A 20250-nucleotide genomic window follows, 5' to 3' on the forward strand; every position below is an offset into this window, starting at 1 on the left:
TCTGTCAGTCTATGGTCTGTCTCAGGTGCGGGCATAAGATCAACTTGAGGTTTCCCGCTTCAAAAGGTCGGTCAGACCACTTCGATAATCGGGGTATTGCGGTTGCCAGCCCAACGCCTCTTTGATCCGATTGTTCCTGACTTTCTTGCTTTCTGCGTAAAAGCTGCGGGCCATCGGGGTCATTTCTGCGGTTTCAAAGTCCATCGCGGGTGGCAATGGCACATCCAAAAGGGTCGCGGCAAATCCGATCACGTCTTGGGGCGGCGCGGGGTCATCATCGCACAGATTGTAGATCGAGCCGGGCTGCGGGGAGCGGATCGACAATTCCAGCGCCTGCGCAATGTCTTCCACATGGATACGCGAAAACACCTGCCCCTCTTTGATGATCCGCCGCGCGGTGCCTTTGCGGACCTTGGCGAATGGGCCGCGACCGGGGCCATAGATCCCGGCTAGGCGGAAAATATGCAGCGGCAGATCAGGGATCGACTGCCATGCGGTTTCGGCACGAACACGGGCCAATCCACGCTTGGTTGCAGGTGTCAGTGGCGTATCTTCATCCACCCAATCACCGCCATGATCACCGTAAACACCGGTTGTCGATAAATACCCTACCCAGCGCAAATGCGGTGCGGCCGCGGTGATCTGCTCGCGCAACGCGCCCAGCACCGGATCGCCCTCCGGACCCGGCCCTGCTGACACCAACACATGTGGCACCTGCGCCAAAAGCGGCGCAATATCCGTTCCCGGCCAAAGCAAAGGTTCGACACCCGTCGCCGCAATATCATCCCGTTTGTCCGCGCTGCGCGTTGTTCCGATGATCCGCCAGCCCTGCGGGATCAGCCGGTCGGCCAATGCCCGTGCGCTGTATCCGTGGCCCAGAGAAAGAAGTGTTTTATCCATGCGCAATACCTGCCCCTTTGCGCCCGGCGCAGCAAGAGGGCAATGGTCATTTCCGGCGGCCCAACGCCAGCACAGACACTGTGCGGAATAGCAATCTCAGATCCAGACAAAGGCTTCGGTTGCGCTGATAAATCAGATCAAGCTTGGCCTTGCGCGGCACAAAAACACGCGCGTAAACCGCATCTGTTTCGGCCGGGGTTTGGCATTGCTGTAGGCGCCGATCCTCGGCCCTGTGGCACATAACGCTGGCCAGTCCCGTAACCCCCGGACGGCTTTGTAGGACTTGCCGATAAATTCGCGGGAACCGTTCAACGTAACACCGAAGCGGCGGACGCGGCCCGACAAAGCTCATGTCGCCGCGCAGGATATTCCACAGTTGCGGCAGCTCATCCAATCGAAACCGCCGCAGCCAGACGCCACTGCGTGTGACCCTGCCGTGCTTGTCCCCGCCGGTTACACCCTGATCCGCCCCGACATGGGTCATGGTCCGCAATTTCCACAATCGAAACGCAACCTCTGGCGTTTTCATCCGCTCCGAGACAAAGAAAACCGGCCCATCTTCGGCCACCAAAAGCCACAGCAGCAAAAGCGCCATCGGAACAGCCAAAAGCAACGCCAACAACGCGACCAACAGCAAATCAAAAAGCCGTTTGGACAAGGGCATCAAACGGCGCAGGCCTGTTGCCTTGGCCCGCTTTGCCATTCCGAGACCAGCTTAACCGCGTTCACCTCTGGCACTGCATGGCCCAGCACACGGCCAAGCAAATCCACGTTCAGTGTCACGTCGGGGATCACATCAGCCGTGGCCTGCCGATAGGACCATGGCAGCCCAGCAGCATCCAAAAGCGACCGCGCTTCAATTGCACCGCTCAGCGCCACGTTCAAAACCGGTGGCACATGCGGCACCCATGTAAGTTGACAAATCAACTTTGCCAGATCCACCCCACCAGTATAACTGCGGCGCGGAGTTGTGCCATCAGGCAGCTGGTCGATCCGCATCCCCCTGTGCCAGCCGCCAAGGATTGCATCAGCGCCTGCAACATTGCCGATGCGCAACGATGTGACAGGCTGATCCAATGCAATGCCGATGGCGTGGGCCTCTTCTTCCATCCGCAGTTTTGACCGGCCATAAGCGCTGATCGGGCAAGGGCGTGTGGTCTCGGACAATGGGCCAATCTGCCGACCATAAACCGCGGCGGAAGATGCCAGGAACACTCGTGGGCATCCCGCCGCCTTTGCCGCCTGTACTGCAGCGCAGGCCAGATCGCTATTCAACCCGAAATCAACAGACGGCTCTCTTGTACCCTTTGGCACGACCCCGGCCAAACAGACCACCGCCCGTTTGCCCCGTGCCGCGGCGATGAGAGCGCTTTGGTCCAACAGCGGGTCAAATCGGACGTCACCCAATCCGATTTGCCGGCTTTGGCTGATCAAATCATGATCCATCGGCCAATATTGGCGGCACATACGGCCCAATCGTCCACCCGCGCCAAGCACCAAAACCGGGCTTTCGCCGAGGCGATCTATCGCGGATATCACACCAGAACCATCCATCACCCCACGCTATCGGTGAAATGGTTAACAGATCATTATGTTTGGATGATCAGATCACGATCCGCTTGTCTTTGGGCACCAATGCGTTGATCTGCGCAATATGTTCGGGCAGGCAAGTGCCCAGAAAGTCGTAATGTTCAACCGCATGCGCCCGCGCCGCGCTGCCCAAACGCGCAAAATCATCAGGTCGCGCCAGCACATCCACCACCTGCGCCGCCAGCGCCTCGTGATCAAAGAAATCAACCAACATCCCGGTTTCGCCATGGGTTACAGCCTCGCGCACGGAAGGAACATCAGAGGCAACGATCCGCGCGCCCATCGACATCGCCTCAAGCAAGGACCACGACAGAACAAAGGGCATCGACAGGTAGATATGGCAACTGCTGATCTGGATCAGCTTGCAAAAATGATCGTAGGGGATCTGTCCCAGAAAATGCAGGCGGTCCCAATCCAGATCCTTGCCAACCTCCGCCTCCATCTCGGCACGCAAGCCGCCCGGCGTCTTGGCTTTGCCGCCGTAAGAGACCTCATTGCCGCCAACGATCAAGATCCGCGCGTTCGGCCGTTCGCGTTGGATGCGCGGCAAAGCCCGCATTAAGGTGTGAAACCCGCGCGTCCGCTCCAGATTGCGAGCGACATAGGTCACGACCTCATCTTGCGCTGTCAGGGGTTTTTCCAACCGTCCCAGCCCAACCTCTGCCGTCGGGTCAGGCTGCAACAAATCCGTGCGAATTCCGTCATGGCAAACATAGAATTTCTCATGAAAGCGCTTGGGAAACCGATCCTTTTGCCAAACTGTCGGACATTGGCCCAAATCGACCGTTTCAATATTGGCCAGAGGCACGGCGTTGCGGGCTTGCATCAAGAATGGAGCATGATCCGTCGGCGGCTCTGCCGGATCAAAGCCAACGGTGCCGCCGGTCATGTTGTAGTAATACTCAAAGAACCCGATGATTGGCACATCTGGCCAGACCTGCTTGAAAAACGTCAACTCGCCCCAGCCAACATGCCCGATCACGATGTCGGGTTTGAACCCTTCCTCTTGCTCCAGCTTTCGCGCCGCGGTCGCCGCGCCAAAACCTGCCCCCGCAGCGGCTTCCCACACCTTTGACAGGCCATAGGCATCTTTGGCTGGTGTCCGGTGCGGCTTGTAGATGCAGGTTTTTACACCTTCAAAGGACGGCGCATTGCGGCGCTGGGTCAGGAAGTAAATCCGATGTTCGCCCTGCGCAGCCAACCATTGCACCAGTTCGCGGTATTGCCCCGGCATGTTCTGATGAACAAATAGAATATTCATGTCAAAGGCCTGCAATTGAGAGCGTTGTGCGCAGATAACCAGAGCGCGCGCATCTTGGCAACGCAACCAGACGTTTATCGCTTGCGACTGCGCAAGCGTTCTTTCATCCGCGTTTTGCCCTCGGGCGTGCCATCGTGAAACGAGCCAAACACTTTGTCCCACGGCACATCAAGGCTTCCATAATTCACCTCAAAATAGCGGTGATGGATCTGATGGTGGAACATGCCCAAATGCACCCGCTTGAGATTGCGAAACCAAAGCCCCTCAAACCCGGTGTGGGTCGTAACCGCATAAAGCGCATAGTACATCAGATGGAAAATCACATGCACCGGATGCGTGGGCAAAACGAAATGGATCGCAACCGTCCCAAAGAACATCAGATGTTCGAGCGGATGCATGGATAGGCCGGACCAAGGCCCCACATCCGTGTTCCGGTGGTGCAGCGCATGGAACCGATACAGCAGGTTGGAGTGCAGCAAACGATGTATCCAATAGAAGTAAAAGCTTTCCCACACCGGCACGAAAAAGAAGAACGCAATGAACCAAACGGGCGTTTGGGCGAAACTGGTCAGCGGCGCATACCCATTGGAAAGCGCCCACCAAAGCAAAACCTCAAACCCCGACCAGATTGTGACCCCAGAGGCGAGTGACCAGAACATGTTGTCCAGGACCTGTGAGTTGAAACTGAACATCCGCCCTTTGCGCGGAAACGGGCGCGGATCGTATTTCTTGTCCTGCCCCTGAACTGCATAGGTATGAAACCATAGATGCAACCCACCAGCCACGATCACAAACAACACGAAGTTGCGCAGGAAAATCAGTGACGCCCACGAAAGATCCAACGTTCGGGTCTGATCCAACTGCGGGCTCAGCCAAAAGTAGCTGCCGAATGCCAAGCCAAGGATCGCCACGTTGATCGTGAAAAAGAACCAGGCGCCCGCATACCATTTGAACACGTGGAGCGGTTTTGGCGGCCATTGCCACAACGGCGAGACTTGAAGCGGCAGGTCCGGTTCATGATTCCATTCTCGCCGCGTGTCGCTCATTTTGTGTACATCTGTTTCTTGAAGGCTCTCGTGCGTTGTGTCGCATCGGCACTGCCGTCATGGAATGAACCAAACCACTTGTCCCAAGGCATTTCGACGGTGCCATAATTGCACTCAAAATAACGATGATGCAGCTGATGAAAGAAATCGCCCATCTTGGCCTTCTCCTCATCCCGCACAACCAGTTGATCAAAGCCCGAGTGTGAGAACACCGGATGCACCGATTGCACATAACCGTGAAACAGAATGTGAATCGGATGACTGGGCACAATGAGATGGATCGCGAAATTCGTGTAGAACAGCAGATGCTCCAAAGGATGCATCGAAATGCCGGACCACGGCCCAACATTGACGTTGCGATGGTGCAGAGCATGGGCGTGTTTGTAGATCGCCGGGACATGCAGCAACCGATGCACCCAATAAAAATGGAATGACGACCAAATCACCAGAAACGGGAACATCAACACAAACCAAACCGGATTGTCCGGAAACAACATCGCTGGCGCATAGCCATTCGCCATCATCCAGAACACAGCCCATTGGGCAACTGTCCACAGAGTAACGCCACTGACCAAAGTCCAGAACATATTGTCCCAAACTTGATTGCCAAAGGTATAAGTGCCGTTATCGCGGGCCAGATCACGGGCATCATATTTGGTCTGATTGCCCTGTTTGCGCCAGTGATAGAGCCACATATGCAACCCGCCCGCGCAAATCGCTTGCGGCAACAGGTTGGCCAGCCAGACCCGAACCATCCACCCGGCCTGAAAGCTCTGCATTGTCTCTAACGCGGGCAAAAGCGTGAAATAGATCGCCACGGAAAATACTGCGGTGATCGTAATTGTCGAAACCGCCAGCCAATATGCGGCATACCATCTCAACACCGCCACAGGTTGCGGTGGCCAGCTAAAAAGTGGGTTGTTCCGAACCGGCCCCGGATGATGATGCCAACGCTCTGCTTCTGCACCAATTTCCGGTTCAATGGCCATAGTCGGATCCTTCTGAGTCCAATATCGCCTTCAGCTCGGCCAGATGTCGTGCGTCTTGTTCAGGGTAGTTTTCCAGCTCTTGTGCCGTCTTCTCGGCGATCTCATCAGAGATGCGTCGCAACGGCAAACCAGTTTGCAGGACCTTGATGTAAGTTTCCGCCGCACGTTCAAAATAATAGAGCCTATTAAAGGTATCTGCGACCGTATCCCCGATCACCATCACTCCATGAGAGCCCATGACCATGACCTTTTGTTTGGGATCGGTCAGCAATTGGGCACAGCGCGCGCCTTCGTCCTCAAACGCCAGACCGCCATAGTCTTCGTCAATCACAACGCGGTTGAAAAACGTACAACAGTTCTGATCAATCGGCGGCAAGCGGCTGTCTTGCAAACAAGCCAAGACAGTTGCGTAGATCGAATGCACATGCATCACACAACGGGCATGGGCGCAGGCGCGATGCACCCCGCCATGAAGCCCCCAAGCCGTCGGATCAGGTGCATTAGGGCCTGATAATGTCTCTGGATCGTTGGCATCGACCATCAACAGATCACTGGCGCGGATACGGGAGAAATGAACCTGATTGGGGTTCATCAGGAACTGCGTACCCTCGTCATTCACAGCCAGAGAAAAGTGGTTCGCGACCCCCTCGTGCATATCCAAACGGGCGGTCCAGCGGAACGCCGCGGCAAGATCCACGCGTTCCTGCCAGTGATCCATATTCTGCCGAATCTGTGTGACGCTCATTCTTTGTCCCTCCATTTGTTTCACTCTGGCAAAGAGGCCGACAGGAAACCTTTCAAAAACGACATTCAAAGTGGTCGGCTAGCGACCCATGCGTATCCGTTTTCGCACAGAATATAAGTTTCACGCAGCCCATGCGGTTTGTCTGTTGGTCCTTGCAAAACAGTACCGCCCGCCGCTTCGGCTTTGGCACAGGCTGTTTCGGGGTCTGTGTCGTAAAGCCGGATCTCGATCCCGCCGCCGCGTGGCGGGTTTTCGGGTAAAAGGCTAAGCAACGGGTTGGAATGGTACGTGCCGTCACTGTGCAACTGAAAGACCTGATCGCCATATTTTACGATCGCAAAATCCGCGGTAGGCTGAAACGCTTTCATGCCAAAAACAGTCTCTAAAAAGGAGATTTGCGCAGAAACATCACGCACCAAAAGGTTCAGTCCGATGCCGCGTAGGCTGGCACCAAACTCTTCGGCTGAGACCTTGTCGAAATCCATCTGTTCTTTCCTCGGTTGAACCCGCTCAAACCGTGTGTCACCTTGGGCCATGACGCAAGAAATTTTTCCCTCATGGCCCGATGTCGCCGCCCAACTGGTCAATGTGGCCGCTGGGCGCACCGCTGCTGATACGATTATCAAGGGCGGCAAATGGGTCAACGTTCACACCCGCGAAATCCTGCCTGACCACGATATTGCCATCGCCGCAGGACGGATCGCCTTTGTTGGGCCAGATGCCAGCCATTGCCGCGGGCCAGACACCCAGATCATCGAGGCCAAAGGCCGCTATATGATCCCCGGCCTGTGCGACGCACATATGCACATCGAAAGCGGGATGCTCACACCGGCAGAGTTTGCCCGCGCCGTGATCCCCCATGGCACAACATCCATGTTCACCGATCCCCATGAGATCGCCAATGTTCTGGGCCTTGAAGGCGTGCGTATGATGCATGACGAGGCACTGATGCAGCCGGTGAATATTTTCACCCAGATGCCATCCTGCGCCCCATCCGCGCCCGGAATGGAGACGACAGGCTTTGAGATCAGCGCCGAAGACGTGGCCGAGGCCATGCAATGGCCCGGTATCATTGGTCTTGGCGAAATGATGAACTTTCCCGGTGTCAGCAACGGCGATCCACAAATGCTGGCGGAAATTGCCGCCACCCAGAGGGCTGGCAAAACGGTAGGCGGGCATTATGCCTCACCCGACCTTGGACCCGCTTTTGCCGCCTATGTCGCGGGCGGTCCGGCGGATGACCACGAGGGTACATGCGAGGCCGACGCTATTGCCCGAATGCGGCAAGGAATGCGGTCCATGATCCGCCTCGGCTCCGCTTGGTATGACGTCGAGACGCAGATCACAGCGATCACCGAAAAGGGTCTAGATCCGCGCAATATGATCCTTTGCACCGATGACAGCCACTCTGGCACATTGGTCAACGATGGGCATATGAACCGCGTTGTGCGCCATGCCATCGAGTGCGGCTGTGATCCGGTTGTGGCCTTGCAAATGGCCACGATCAACACCGCCACACATTTCGGGCTGGAACGCGATATCGGGTCGCTCACCCCCGGACGCCGCGCGGATATTGTGCTGACCTCAGACCTCAAAACTCTCCCGATAGAGACTGTTATTGCCCGCGGTCAGATCGTGGCCGAGGCGGGCGAATGTCTCGTGGATTGTCCACACTACGATTGGCCAGAAGCGGCACGTAAAACCGTGAACATGGCTAAGGATCTGACAGGCACAGATTTCCGCATTGATGCGCCCAAAGGTGCCAACGCGGTCACCGCAAATGTTATTGGAGTGGTAGAAAACCAAGCACCCACACGGGCCTTGAAGTTTGAACTGCCGGTAACCGATGGACAGGTCCAAAGCACCGGAGAGGTTTGCCAGATCGCATTGGTCGAACGTCACCGCGCAACCGGCGGGGTCGTCAACGCGTTTGTGTCCGGGTTCGGCTATGAGGGGCAAATGGCGATGGCCTCTACCGTGGCGCATGACAGCCACCATATGATTGTTGTGGGCACAGACCCGGAACAGATGGCACTGGCGGCAAACCGATTGCGTGAAGTGGGCGGCGGGATCACGATCTTCCGCGATGGCGTGGAACTTGCGCTGGTCGAATTGCCGATCGCAGGCTTGATGTCCGACAGCCCCGCCACCGAGGTTGCCGCCAAGGCTGAAGGCATGATGCAAGCCATGCGAGATTGTGGCTGCACGCTCAACAATGCCTATATGCAGCATTCCCTGCTAGCGTTGGTTGTCATTCCCGAATTGCGGATCTCTGACCTTGGGTTGGTCGATGTCCGGTCCTTTGAATTTATCCCCGTGTTAGAGCCTCATTCATGACCAAAATCCTGACCCCGAACGCCCGCCCTTCGGAAGAGTTCACAGATGCCACCGCCGCCGTTGACCGCCTGACAGAGCTATACATGGAAGCGACGGGGTTCCTGCGAGATCAATTCAACGCCGCAATGCAGGACACTCCGCAGGAGGTCCGCATCCGTGCGTTTTATCCAGAGGTCCGGTTTCGCACCTCCAGCTATGCTCATGTCGATACGCGGCTGGCCTTTGGGCATGTGTCCTCACCGGGTACATTTGCCGCCACGATTACCCGGCCTGATTTGTTTCGCAATTACCTGATCCAACAGATTGGCCTCTTGCTTGAGAACCACGGGCAACCGGTGATCATCGGGCCATCCGACACACCGATCCCGGTGCATTTTGCCGTGACCGGTGAAAGCGCCATGGAGATCCCACAAGACGGCGCCGCCGAATTTACCTTGCGCGATGTGTTTGATGTGCCGGATCTGAGCACCACAAACGATGACATCGTGAACGGCACCTATGTTCCACAGGACGACGTGCGGCCGCTTGCACCCTTCACCGCGCAGCGGGTTGATTATTCTCTGGCGCGTTTGGCGCATTACACCGCGACCGATCCAGAACATTTTCAGTGTCATGTCCTGTTTACCAACTACCAGTTCTACGTCACCGAGTTTGAAGACTATGCGCGGGCCCAACTGAACGACCCAAACAGCGGCTACACCTCGTTTGTCTCGACCGGTAATGTCGAGATCACCGACGGTGGCACGCCATTGGGCGAGACCCAAAAGACCCCGCAGATGCCAACCTACCATCTGAAACGCGAGGACGGTTCCGGTATCACGCTGGTCAACATCGGGGTTGGCCCATCAAACGCAAAAACCGCCACGGATCATATCGCCGTGTTGCGGCCCCATGCATGGCTGATGGTCGGGCACTGCGCAGGCCTGCGCAACAGTCAGGCCTTGGGCGATTTTGTGCTGGCTCATGCCTACCTGCGCGAAGATCACGTGCTGGATGACGACCTGCCGGTCTGGACTCCAATCCCGGCATTGGCCGAAATCCAGATCGCGCTGGAACGTGCGGTGGCACAAGTGACCCAGCTTGAAGGCTATGAGCTCAAGCGTGTGATGCGTACCGGCACCGTGGCCACGATCGACAACCGCAATTGGGAATTGCGCGATCAATCCGGCCCGGTGCAACGGCTGAGCCAATCGCGGTCTATCGCCCTCGATATGGAAAGCGCGACAATCGCCGCCAACGGATATCGGTTCCGGGTGCCTTATGGAACGCTGCTTTGTGTCTCGGACAAACCGCTGCACGGCGAGTTGAAACTGCCCGGAATGGCGTCAGATTTCTATAAAACACAGGTTGCACGGCATTTGATGATCGGAATTCGGGCCATGGAATTGCTGCGCTCCACCCCACTGGAACGCATTCACAGTCGGAAATTGCGCTCGTTTGACGAAACCGCCTTCCTCTAAAGGCCAAAAACAGCAGAAAATCGCATGTTTTGCGGTTTTTCGCGCCACTATTCGTTGTGTTATCCTACAACATACCGTTACATTCCGCTCACAGGGCCCTAAATTCGGGCGGTCTAAGGAGATAAAAAGATGGCAACCAAACCTATGACAAAGACTCAGCTCGTCGCCGCATTGGCAGATGAAATGGGCACAGACAAAAAATCCGCAGGCGCAGCGCTGGACGCGGTTTGCAACCTGATCACACGCGAAGTGTCCGGTGGCGGCGCAGTGACCCTGCCCGGCGTTGGCAAGATCTACTGCCGCGAGCGCCCAGAGCGCATGGTTCGCAACCCTGCGACCGGTGAACAGTTCAAGAAAGAAGCGGACAAGGTTGTGAAAATGACCATCGCCAAAGCGCTGAAAGACAGCGTCAACGGTTAAACCCCGCAAGCTTTTAGTATCAAAGGGTCGCCCTCTGGCGGCCCTTTTTGTTTGTGCAGACGCCGGCGATCACTGCAGTTGATCAATCCCATTGATGATATGGCCAACGAGACCATAATCCTGCGCCTCACTGGCCTTGAGCCAGAAGTCACGTGCCGTGTCGGCGGCAATCTTTTCCGGGGCCTGCCCTGTCGCCTCAGCAAAAAGCTGATCGAACCGTTCGCGCATAATGCGGATTTGGTCGGCCTGGATCATCATATCCGTCGCCTGACCGCCAATGCCGCCAGAGGGTTGATGCAAAAGGAAACGGGTGTTGGGCAAGCAATACCGATTTTCCTTTTCCGCCCCGACAAAAATAAGCGCGCCGGCACTGGCCACCCAGCCTGACCCGATGGTGCGGACCTTGGGGCGGATAAATTTGATCACGTCATGCACCATATCACCCGATTCCACATGGCCGCCGGGTGACGAGATATAGACGTTGATCGGATCATCACTTTCCTCGGCCAAGGCCAGCAGATGCGTAACTGTACGCTGTGCCAGCTTGTCGTTGATCTCGCCCGTGATCACCACATTGCGGCTTTTGAAGAACAAGGCACTGATGCGGTCGCCGTCGGTCTTTTCCGGTTGGGTGTCATCCAACAAATTGATCTTCATAAAGGCCTCCTGATTTCGATGAATGATCAAACGCTAACCCTGCACGCAGGGGTTGTCCATCCGTCCCATAGGCGTCAATCCGCCCCTTGCCCTTGGGTGCAATCTGGGAAACTGTCGGGCTTGGATACCGAAGGGGCAAAGATGGATATTCGTGCAATTCTGATGGGTCTCGTCTTTGCGATGATGTGGTCCTCTGCCTTTACCTCGGCGCGGATCATCGTTGCAGATGCATCGCCCCTGTTTGCCCTTTCCCTGCGCTATCTGGTGTCCGGCCTTTTGGGGGTCGGGATCGCACTGGCATTGGGGCAAAGCTGGCGGCTGACCCCCGCACAATGGCGGGCGACCGCGATCTTTGGTGTGTTGCAAAACGCGATGTATCTGGGCATGAATTTTGTCGCGATGCAAAACATCGAAGCCTCTCTGGCCGCCATCATCGCCTCCACCATGCCTCTGATCGTCGGTTTCGCTGCGTGGATTCTTTATGGTGAACGGCTCAAGCCGCTGGGTGTGGCAGGTTTGGTGGCGGGTGTCGTCGGGGTGGCCATCATCATGGGTGCCCGACTGAGCGGCGGTGTCGATATGGTGGGCATTGCGCTTTGCGTCGTTGGTGTGCTTGCGCTTTCGGCCGCGACACTCTTGGTGCGGGGTGCAACTTCGGGCGGCAATTTCCTGATGATTGTGGGGTTGCAAATGTTGGTGGGCTGCGTTGCCCTGACGATTGCCACTTTGGTGTTTGAAACCCCGCGCATCAACCCAAGCTGGCCATTGGCCATTGCGTTCACATACACCTGCCTTGTGCCTGGTCTCGCCGCCACTGTGGTCTGGTTCTGGCTGGTCAACCGGATCGGCGCCACACGTGCGGCCACTTTCCACTTTCTCAACCCGTTTTTCGGCGTTCTGGTCGCCGCTGTGTTGCTCAATGAGTCGCTCGGCTGGCGCGAAGCCTTGGGCGTTTTGATCATCACCATGGGGATTCTGGCCGTTCAAATCTCAAGGCAAAGTCGCCAATAAGACGTAAAGCTATCGTTTTTTGCCGCAGATCGCGCTCGGCGCCGCTACAAAACGTGCAAAAGCTAGCGCCATGAACAGCGCCCGCCTCATAGATCAGACCACCGCGCCGCGGTCTTATGCCTTCGTGCTTTTGCCGGGGTTTTCGACGTTGGGCTTTTCGTGTGCATTGGACACTCTGGCACTGGCCAACCATCACCCGTCTGGCCAGAAATTCTACAAATGGCGCCTGATCTCCGAGAGCGGAGAACCCGTTCGCGCCTATAATGGTGTCAGTATAGAAGTCGACAGCGGCCTGACAGAACTGGATCGAAACGAGACATTGATTGTCTGTGCTGGCGAAAATGCCGGGCGCGGCAGCACCAAGCCGTTGCTCAATTGGCTCCGCCGTGAAACCCGTAAAGGCATGGACTACGGCGCGTTGTCGTCCGGGACCTATACACTTGCGCTGGCCGGGTTGATCGGCGGCAAGCGGGTCACGACTCATTGGGAATACAAGACGGCGCTGGCTGAAATGCTGCCTGACGTGATCATGGAAGACACGCTGTATTCCGTAGACGGGCGCGTCTTTACCTCGGCTGGCAATGTGGCTTCGATGGATTTGATGCTGCACCGCGTGAACAAAGACTATGGCAACGACATCGCCACATGGGTCGCCGATCAGATGGTCTATACCGTGCCGCGAGTCCACAGCCAAAGGCAACGGATGTCGCTGCAATCGCGGCCCGAGGTGCGCAACGCCAAGCTGCTGTTGGCGTTGCAAATCATGGAAAACAATCTGGAAGACCCGCTGCGCCCAGAAGAGATTGCCGGCGTCGTCACTCTTAGCACCAGGCAGCTGGAACGTTTGTTCGCAAAATACCTCAGCACCTCGCCAAAGCGGTATTATCTGCACCTGCGTCTGGAAAAAGCGCGCAATCTGCTACGCCAAACGGATTTGTCGGTCACGGATGTCTGTGTGGCCTGCGGCTTCAAATCACTGTCGCATTTTTCAAAAAGCTACCGGTCGGCCTATGGTATCCCTCCGGGCATGGAGGCCTCTGACGGCAAAGTGCTGTGGTCAGATTCGGTGCATCGTTAATCCCGGCTCCGCCGAAAGCCTGTTCTCGATAGATAAGCACTCTGGTCGCTTATTCCATCGTCCATCACATATCGGTGCTCAGACCCCACAAACCCTTTGAATTTCCTGCCGTCGCCCCATCTAATGTGCCAACCGCATCGACAGGAGGATCTCCATGCCCCGCTACGAAAAGAACCCGGACGCCATCGCGGCCCTTTCGCCCGAAGAGTTCCACGTCACCCAAGAAAGCGGCACCGAACGCCCCGGCACGGGCAAGCTGCTGAACAACAAAGAACCCGGCATTTACGTTGATATCGTATCGGGTGAGCCGCTGTTTGCCTCGTCGGACAAATACGAATCCGGTTGCGGCTGGCCCAGTTTCACCAAAGCCATCGAACCAGCCCATGTTGCAGAATTGCGCGATGCCAGCCTTGGCATGATCCGCACCGAGGTGCGCAGCACCCATGGCGACAGCCACCTTGGTCATGTGTTTCCCGACGGTCCACCCGACCGCGGCGGGCTACGCTATTGCATCAATTCCGCCTCCTTGCGGTTTGTGCACCGCGATGACATGCAAGCCGAAGGCTACGGCGATTATCTGAACCAAGTGGAGGACATCACATGAGCAACGAACGCGCAGTGCTGGCAGGCGGCTGTTTCTGGGGCATGCAGGATTTGATCCGCAAACGCACCGGCGTGGTCTCGACACGGGTGGGCTACACTGGCGGCGATGTGCCTAACGCCACCTACCGCAACCACGGCACCCACGCCGAAGGGATCGAAATCATCTTTGACCCCGCCAAGACCTCTTATCGCGAGCTGTTGGAGTTTTTCTTTCAGATCCACGACCCGACCACAGCCAATCGGCAAGGCAACGACATGGGTATGAGCTATCGGTCCGCAATCTATTTCGTAGACGAACAGCAAAAAGAGACCGCATTAGACACTATTGCAGATGTCGAAGCTTCAGGTCTCTGGCCCGGTAAGGTCGTGACGGAAATTGAACCTGTGAGTGATTTTTGGGAAGCTGAACCAGAGCATCAGGACTATCTGGAACGCCAGCCCAATGGTTACACTTGCCATTTTGCACGGCCAGATTGGGTGCTGCCAAAGCGCGCGGCTGCGGAATAAGAACTTGGTTGGGCGGCTCGCCCGGCCTACCCTTCTGCGACCCTCGGACGCCCCGCCGCCTCCACGGTAACGGTTGCTTCCACAAACACTTCACGCGCTTCAACTCCGGCGGTTCGGATATCACGGGTTACCGTTAACTGGATGTCCTGCGCACCAGCTTCCACGGCTTGCGCCTGCGCCGCATCGCGCAAAACAGTCTCTAACAAGGCTAATGCACTATCTTGGTCACCAAAATCGCTTGGCCCATCGGCGAGATGCACCCGGTATTTGCCCTCGCTGGGCGACGTGACCGTACCGCTTTGCCGCATTGTGACGCGCCCGACAACGGCACCGATCGCATTGGCAACGCCCGCATGCTCTGGCAAGATCATGCGGGTACCAAGCCGCCGCCCCACAGCGGGGTAATAACTGGGCGCAGAGGCGCCAAGCCCCACAACGTCAACCGCAAGTCCGGTGTTCAGTCGCACCAACCCCTGATGCCCGCTCATGCCCCGTTGCATCAGAACATGCCGCGCCAACACATCCGGCGGCACGTCAAATTCAGGGATTTCCTCTGCAAATGCAGTCTCTAACAAGGCCAAAGCTGTCTGATGCGTCAACCGGTCGATGATCATTTCTGCAATGTCATCTTCGCTATTGGACAGAACATCACCGCCGCCGGTCCGCCGCCGACCGAACAACCGCAAGGCCTTGCGCGCTGCCCCGCTGTCCCACTCCATAACCCGGCCCAGCACATGGCTGGCATCTGATGGCGTCACACCAGCAATTTGGATCTGGCCGCGCTCAACCAGACGTTTAAGTGCCCCCAATTCAATCCGCGACCGGATGATATCACCTAACGGATGCACCTGATCGCCAATCCGGTCCAGCAGGACCAGTTCGCGTGGGCCAAGCCCCTCTTTGGTCTGACCTGCAACTGCCCGTACAAATCGCGCATCATGCTCGCCCGGCGCGACACTGCGCAGCTGTGCATCCAACGCGGCGTGCACGACGTCAGGGGCATCTACCGCGATCAGAGAAATCGGCAAAACCCGGCGGGGGCCCAGCGTCACACCGCCTTGCAAACCTTCGGATTGAAAATGCACCTCGCTGTCTCCGCCAAGCCCGGTGGTCCGCATCGCCACCGCTTCAACCATTGTACGATAGGGGCCAACCCGCGCTCCTGCAGGGTCGATCTGCGGCTTTCCGCCTTTGATCAGGGCCACATCAGTGGTTGTGCCGCCGATGTCACTGACCAATGCGTGATCGACACCGGTCATCCAACGCGCCCCAACAATCGAGGCCGCAGGGCCGCTCAAAATCGTTTCAATAGGGCGTTCGCGGGCCTGACCTGACGAGATGAGAGCGCCATCCCCGCGCACCACCATAAGCGGCGCCGCGACGCCGATCTGCTGCAAGACATCCTCTGCGCGGCCAATCAGCCGATCAATCATGCCAATCAACCGCGCGTTCAACACCGCTGTCATTGCGCGTTTCGGACCGTTCAACTTGGCCGACAATTGATGAGATGATGACACGGGTTTGCCAGTCATTTCCGCAACTAGCTGCGCCGCCCGTAGCTCATGCGCCGGGTTTCGCGTGGCAAATTGGCTGGCGACAGCAAAGCCGCTGACATCATCTTTATGTGTCTCTAGAAAGCTGATTAGAGCCTGTTCATCAAGCGGCTGCGCCTCACCACCGGCGTGATTATGTCCACCAGCCAACACCAGCGCAGGATCACCCTTAAGCGCCTCAGCCAAACCATGTGCCTCAAGATCACGGCCCCTAAATCCGATGTAAATCAGCGCCACACGACCACCCTGCCCTTCGACTAAGGCATTGGTGGCCAGCGTGGTCGAGAGAGACGCCAGCGCGATATCCTCCGGCGCAACCTGTGCGGCTTCGAGAACGGACCGCACCGCGTTGCCGACACCAATCGCCAGATCCTGCCGGGTGGTCAACGATTTGGCAGAAGCGATGACCGTGATTTCATCACGGATCAGCACAGCATCCGTATACGTCCCGCCTGTATCTACGCCCAATAGCACCGGCATCGGCACCTCCCCATTTTTCTCTGGTTAGGATTTACCCTGATGCGCGTCGGCGTCCAGTCCAATTGCGTCATCCATCAGAGAGCCGCGCCATCGCCCAACGCGCCGCCTCTGCCACTGTGGCATCTGTATCTTCGCACAATGGTGCCGCTGCCGGGCGCAATGCCGGCAAACCAGAATTCCCAATGGCATAAAGAACATTGCGCACAAACCTGTCACGGCCAATTCGTTTGACAGGCGATCCGGAAAACCGCAAACGAAACGCAGCATCATCTAACGCGACCAACTCCGCCAAATCTGCCGCCTCAACATGCGACCCATGATATCTGTCGTCGCTCACCGGAGCTGCAAATTTATTCCACGGACAGATCGCAAGACAATCGTCACAGCCATAAATCCGATTGCCCATCTTTTCGCGAAGCTCAAGATCAACCGGACCGCTATGTTCAATTGTCAGATACGAGATGCAACGCCGCGGATCGAGCTGATAGGGGGCCACAAAGGCATCCGTTGGGCATATATCCTGACAGGCGCGGCACGATCCACAATGATCAATCTCAGGCTTGTCCGCAGGCAGATCCAGAGTGGTAAAAACAGAGCCTAAAAAGCCCCAATTGCCCCAATCCCGGCTCAACACATTGGTGTGCTTGCCCTGCCATCCAAGCCCGGATGCCTGCGCCAGCGCCTTTTCCGGCACAGGAGCAGTGTCGACAAACACCTTCACCTCACAAGGCTCTTGTTCTATCAACCACCGCGCCAAACGTTTCAGACGTTTCTTGACCACATCATGATAATCACGCCCCTGCGCATAAACCGATATCGCCGCCTTTTCAGGATGCTCCAGGACCGTCAGCGGATCTTGTTCCGGCGCATAGGATTCCGCCAGCATGATCACCGTCTTCGCCTCCGGCCAAAGGGCGGCAGGGTTGCCGCGCCAGTGCATCCGTTCTTCCATCCAGCCCATCTGCCCGTGATAGCCATCAGCGACAAACGCCGCCAACCTGTCCGGCACTTCGGGCACATCCCACGGTTTGCACAACCGACAGCTCACAAACCCCTCGGTTAGGGCCTGATCCACCAATCGTGCTTTGAGATCCATATTGCTTTTTGGCCTTAAATATTCTCGGGGGTCCGGGGGCAGACAGCCCTCGGCGGGTCGATCAGAAATCCAGGTTGTTGTAATGTGCGGGCGGGGGGAAACCCGGCATCTGGTCGGCCAGAATGGAACGGAACGCAGGTCGCGATTTGATCTTGGCGTACCAATCTTTGACAATCTCGCTGCGGTTCCAATCCACATCAGAGATATAATCGAGCGATGACAGATGCGCCGCCGCGGCAAAATCGGCAAGGCTCATTTTATCCCCGGCAAGCCAGCGCCGATGATCGAGCAGCCATGCCATATAATCCAGATGATACTTGATCGCTTTGGCCCCGGCTTTGACATTGCTGCTGTCGGGGTAGCCTTGCTTCATCACCTTTTTGTTGACCCGCTCATAAAGCAGTTTCGAGGTGACCTCGGCATGGAATTTATCGTCGAACCAGCTGACCAACCTGCGTACTTCAAGCCGTTGCACCGGATCGGTTGGCAAAAGCGACGGTTCTGGCCGGGTCTCTTCGATATACTCACAGATCGGCGCACTTTCAGACATCATGATCCCGTCCAGCCGCAGCACAGGCACCTTTCCTGCCGGATTGCGACGCATGAAGTCCGGATCCTGCTCCCAGTACCGTTCCTCCACCAGCTCCACCTCGATCTTCTTCTCCGCAAGGCTCAGACGCACTTTGCGGCAGAAAGGGGAGAGAGGGACATGAAACAAACGAGCCATTACTAAGATCCGATAATTTGGGGTTGGTTTCTTTCAATGCCCGTTAAACGTGCTGTTTTCAACTCTCGAAACATGCGGCCCGCCCGTCTCTGCTGATTGTCGCCGCCCCGTCACGCACCTGCGCTGCGCGTTTTTTCACATAGGCGCCCGGTTTCGAGGCAGATCGGCTTTTGGGCGAAGGCAGCACCGCCGCCAGTCGAGCAGATTGACTTGCGGACAGATCTGCGGCGGTTACACCGAAGTAGTGCTGGGCCGCTGCTTCGACCCCAAAAACACCCTCATCAAACTCGGCAATGTTCAGATAGACCTCAAGGATGCGCCGCTTGGACCACAATGCCTCGACCAACGGCGTGAGGGCGGTTTCCATCGCTTTGCGCAACCACACCCGCCCGTGCCAAAGGTAGACATTCTTGACTGTCTGTTGACTGATGGTGGAGGCCCCGCGCGATGATCCGTCTGCGATGGCCAGTTTAATCGCCGCCAAATCGAATCCCCAATGGTAGCAATAATTCGCATCCTCAGCGGCCACAGCAGACCGGGCCATAACCGGGGCGATGCGCTCCATCGGCACCCAGGTCTGGTTGATACTGCCGAGCCTGCGCCCTTCAGAGATCATGTAGAAATTCGTAGGCGGGTTGAAAACGGCAAACAAAACAACAATCGCCACAGTAAACAGAAACACACCGGATACACTGCGCCAAAAGATACGTCTCAGGCGCTGCCGCAAACTGCGCTGCGGCGGTTTTTTCTTTTTGGGTTTCGATTTTTTCTGCGTCGGTTTTGCCATTCCCAATCTATAGGGACGACTCTGGGGTTTGTGAACGCCGCCCCGCCCTATTGCAGCAGATGCGGATGCCCTTGCAGGATCTGCGCATCACGCCCGCGCAAGACACAACGTGCCGTCTGCATGTCTTCAGTGGTCAAATCCGCTGCATCAGGGAACAACATCAACAGCTCGTCTCGTGCGGCTTGATCTTCCATGTCTCTCACATGACCGGGAAAGAAGCTTTCTGATGGAACACCCTGACCAAAGACCAGCTCGTGCTGATCAAACACCAGATGGATGTATTCCACCATGCCGCCAGTGACCTGCCGGATCGTATCTCCGTTGACCAGATGTTTGGCCGCGACAAGCACCTCATCAACGCCAAAGAACATCTCCGCCTGCCAACCGGTGATCAACATCCGGTGCTGGGGTGAAACGGTCAGCGGGGCATCATTGCCGATAGAGCCAGCAGAAAATCGGATTGGCGCAACGTCACCTGCGGCCCGGAACGTTCCGCGCAGAATGTAACGGATCGGCTGTGCGCCGTGATCGGCGGTATTGACCAGATCACCAACCTTCAAACCCTCGATCAAACGGTCACCATCTGGCGTCTGGATCATCGTGCCGGGAGTAAAACAGGTTGGCCCCGTGTTGGCCACCGGCATCTGCGTGCTGCTGGTAACATAGGTCGAGCTGACAAACGTCCCGTTTTGTAGAACTTGCCCATCTGTCGGGGTGAAAACCGCAGGCAGCCCCCCTGCCAAGTAAAAGGTCGTGCCTGTGTAGGTCACGTTGCCCACACCGGGAACATTGATCGTCACAGAATCGTTCTGCCAGACGGAGGTGACTTGTGTGCCTTCAAAGGTGTCACCAACGTTTGGCTGGATCAATCCATCGTCGTTGGCGTCCGTAAATGTCTGACGGGTGAATGATACAGCAGTACCTGACGCAGGCGGGTTGCCCGGGTCGATTGTATAGAACTGATCTTTGTAAGACGTCGGCATAGCGAGATCCTGATTGCGTT

General features: G+C 56.7%; 21 protein-coding genes. 7 read left to right on the forward strand and 14 right to left on the reverse strand.

Translation table 11 applies throughout. The annotated features are described in order from the left end of the window. Window positions 1-39 precede the first annotated feature (39 nt). The 8 genes from C8N31_RS01980 to C8N31_RS02015 all read right to left on the reverse strand — a co-directional run bounded on the left by C8N31_RS01980 (window position 40) and on the right by C8N31_RS02015 (window position 7016). Window positions 40-900 (reverse strand): SDR family oxidoreductase, encoded by an 861-nt coding sequence (locus tag C8N31_RS01980; RefSeq protein WP_025047270.1) that lies wholly within the window; start codon window positions 898-900, stop codon window positions 40-42. A 46-nt stretch (window positions 901-946) separates the two neighbouring features. Further along, window positions 947-1564, reverse strand: a complete 618-nt coding sequence (locus C8N31_RS01985) for a sugar transferase (RefSeq protein WP_025047271.1) — start codon at window positions 1562-1564, stop codon at window positions 947-949. Then, complete coding sequence (locus C8N31_RS01990) at window positions 1564-2454, reverse strand: NAD-dependent epimerase/dehydratase family protein (RefSeq protein ID WP_025047272.1); 891 nt, start codon at window positions 2452-2454, stop codon at window positions 1564-1566. Before C8N31_RS01990 ends, C8N31_RS01985 begins: the two co-directional genes overlap by 1 nt. Before the next feature lie 49 nt (window positions 2455-2503). Next, entirely contained in the window at window positions 2504-3751 is a 1248-nt protein-coding gene (locus C8N31_RS01995) for a glycosyltransferase family 4 protein (protein ID WP_025047273.1), read from the reverse strand. A gap of 74 nt (window positions 3752-3825) precedes the next feature. Then, window positions 3826-4707 carry a sterol desaturase family protein gene (locus C8N31_RS02000; protein ID WP_338063659.1) on the reverse strand — a complete coding sequence of 294 codons (882 nt, stop codon included), beginning with the start codon at window positions 4705-4707 and terminating at the stop codon, window positions 3826-3828. Window positions 4708-4793: 86 nt separating this feature from the next. Beyond that, window positions 4794-5786 (reverse strand): sterol desaturase family protein, encoded by a 993-nt coding sequence (locus tag C8N31_RS02005; protein ID WP_025047275.1) that lies wholly within the window; start codon window positions 5784-5786, stop codon window positions 4794-4796. Beyond that, a complete protein-coding gene (locus tag C8N31_RS02010; protein WP_025047276.1) occupies window positions 5776-6531 on the reverse strand; it encodes a class II aldolase and adducin N-terminal domain-containing protein in 756 nt (251 codons plus the stop codon). Before C8N31_RS02010 ends, C8N31_RS02005 begins: the two co-directional genes overlap by 11 nt. Window positions 6532-6596: 65 nt before the next feature. Next, the gene (locus C8N31_RS02015; RefSeq protein WP_025047277.1) at window positions 6597-7016 is read right to left on the reverse strand and encodes a VOC family protein; all 420 of its coding nucleotides are present in this window, start codon (window positions 7014-7016) and stop codon (window positions 6597-6599) included. Window positions 7017-7065: 49 nt separating this feature from the next. Between C8N31_RS02015 and ade the strand changes: the two genes are divergently transcribed. The 3 genes from ade to C8N31_RS02030 all read left to right on the forward strand — a co-directional run bounded on the left by ade (window position 7066) and on the right by C8N31_RS02030 (window position 10748). Beyond that, a complete protein-coding gene (gene ade, locus C8N31_RS02020; protein WP_025047278.1) occupies window positions 7066-8868 on the forward strand; it encodes an adenine deaminase in 1803 nt (600 codons plus the stop codon). Beyond that, entirely contained in the window at window positions 8865-10328 is a 1464-nt protein-coding gene (locus tag C8N31_RS02025) for an AMP nucleosidase (protein ID WP_025047279.1), read from the forward strand. Before ade ends, C8N31_RS02025 begins: the two co-directional genes overlap by 4 nt. 129 nt (window positions 10329-10457) lie before the next feature. After that, window positions 10458-10748 carry an HU family DNA-binding protein gene (locus tag C8N31_RS02030; RefSeq protein ID WP_025047280.1) on the forward strand — a complete coding sequence of 97 codons (291 nt, stop codon included), beginning with the start codon at window positions 10458-10460 and terminating at the stop codon, window positions 10746-10748. A 69-nt stretch (window positions 10749-10817) separates the two neighbouring features. Here C8N31_RS02030 and C8N31_RS02035 read toward each other — a convergent pair whose 3' ends face one another. After that, on the reverse strand, window positions 10818-11405 hold the full coding sequence (locus C8N31_RS02035) for an ATP-dependent Clp protease proteolytic subunit (protein ID WP_025047281.1): 588 nt from the start codon (window positions 11403-11405) through the stop codon (window positions 10818-10820). Between the two features lie 141 nt (window positions 11406-11546). Between C8N31_RS02035 and C8N31_RS02040 the strand changes: the two genes are divergently transcribed. The 4 genes from C8N31_RS02040 to msrA all read left to right on the forward strand — a co-directional run bounded on the left by C8N31_RS02040 (window position 11547) and on the right by msrA (window position 14604). Further along, complete coding sequence (locus C8N31_RS02040) at window positions 11547-12416, forward strand: DMT family transporter (protein WP_025047282.1); 870 nt, start codon at window positions 11547-11549, stop codon at window positions 12414-12416. Window positions 12417-12486: 70 nt separating this feature from the next. Further along, entirely contained in the window at window positions 12487-13494 is a 1008-nt protein-coding gene (locus C8N31_RS02045; protein ID WP_037906145.1) for a GlxA family transcriptional regulator, read from the forward strand. Between the two features lie 154 nt (window positions 13495-13648). Then, window positions 13649-14098: a peptide-methionine (R)-S-oxide reductase MsrB gene (gene msrB / locus C8N31_RS02050; protein WP_025047284.1), complete on the forward strand. Its 450-nt coding sequence runs from the start codon at window positions 13649-13651 to the stop codon at window positions 14096-14098. Beyond that, window positions 14095-14604, forward strand: coding sequence for a peptide-methionine (S)-S-oxide reductase MsrA (gene msrA, locus C8N31_RS02055; RefSeq protein ID WP_025047285.1), 510 nt, complete (start codon window positions 14095-14097; stop codon window positions 14602-14604). Before msrB ends, msrA begins: the two co-directional genes overlap by 4 nt. A 26-nt stretch (window positions 14605-14630) precedes the next feature. Here the strand turns inward: msrA and C8N31_RS02060 are convergent, their stop codons facing one another. The 5 genes from C8N31_RS02060 to C8N31_RS02080 form a co-directional block, all read right to left on the reverse strand. Further along, the gene (locus C8N31_RS02060) at window positions 14631-16637 is read right to left on the reverse strand and encodes a hydantoinase/oxoprolinase N-terminal domain-containing protein (RefSeq protein WP_025047286.1); all 2007 of its coding nucleotides are present in this window, start codon (window positions 16635-16637) and stop codon (window positions 14631-14633) included. 67 nt (window positions 16638-16704) lie between these two features. After that, window positions 16705-17733, reverse strand: a complete 1029-nt coding sequence (gene queG / locus C8N31_RS02065; RefSeq protein WP_025047287.1) for a tRNA epoxyqueuosine(34) reductase QueG — start codon at window positions 17731-17733, stop codon at window positions 16705-16707. 61 nt (window positions 17734-17794) lie between these two features. Continuing rightward, the gene (fzlA, locus tag C8N31_RS02070; protein ID WP_025047288.1) at window positions 17795-18460 is read right to left on the reverse strand and encodes an FtsZ-binding protein FzlA; all 666 of its coding nucleotides are present in this window, start codon (window positions 18458-18460) and stop codon (window positions 17795-17797) included. A gap of 58 nt (window positions 18461-18518) precedes the next feature. Next, window positions 18519-19247 (reverse strand): monofunctional biosynthetic peptidoglycan transglycosylase, encoded by a 729-nt coding sequence (gene mtgA, locus C8N31_RS02075; RefSeq protein WP_025047289.1) that lies wholly within the window; start codon window positions 19245-19247, stop codon window positions 18519-18521. A gap of 47 nt (window positions 19248-19294) precedes the next feature. Continuing rightward, window positions 19295-20230, reverse strand: coding sequence for a Hint domain-containing protein (locus C8N31_RS02080; RefSeq protein WP_025047290.1), 936 nt, complete (start codon window positions 20228-20230; stop codon window positions 19295-19297). Window positions 20231-20250 lie beyond the last annotated feature (20 nt).

This window comes from Sulfitobacter mediterraneus (genome assembly GCF_003054325.1).
Taxonomy (GTDB): Bacteria; Pseudomonadota; Alphaproteobacteria; order Rhodobacterales; family Rhodobacteraceae; genus Sulfitobacter; species Sulfitobacter mediterraneus.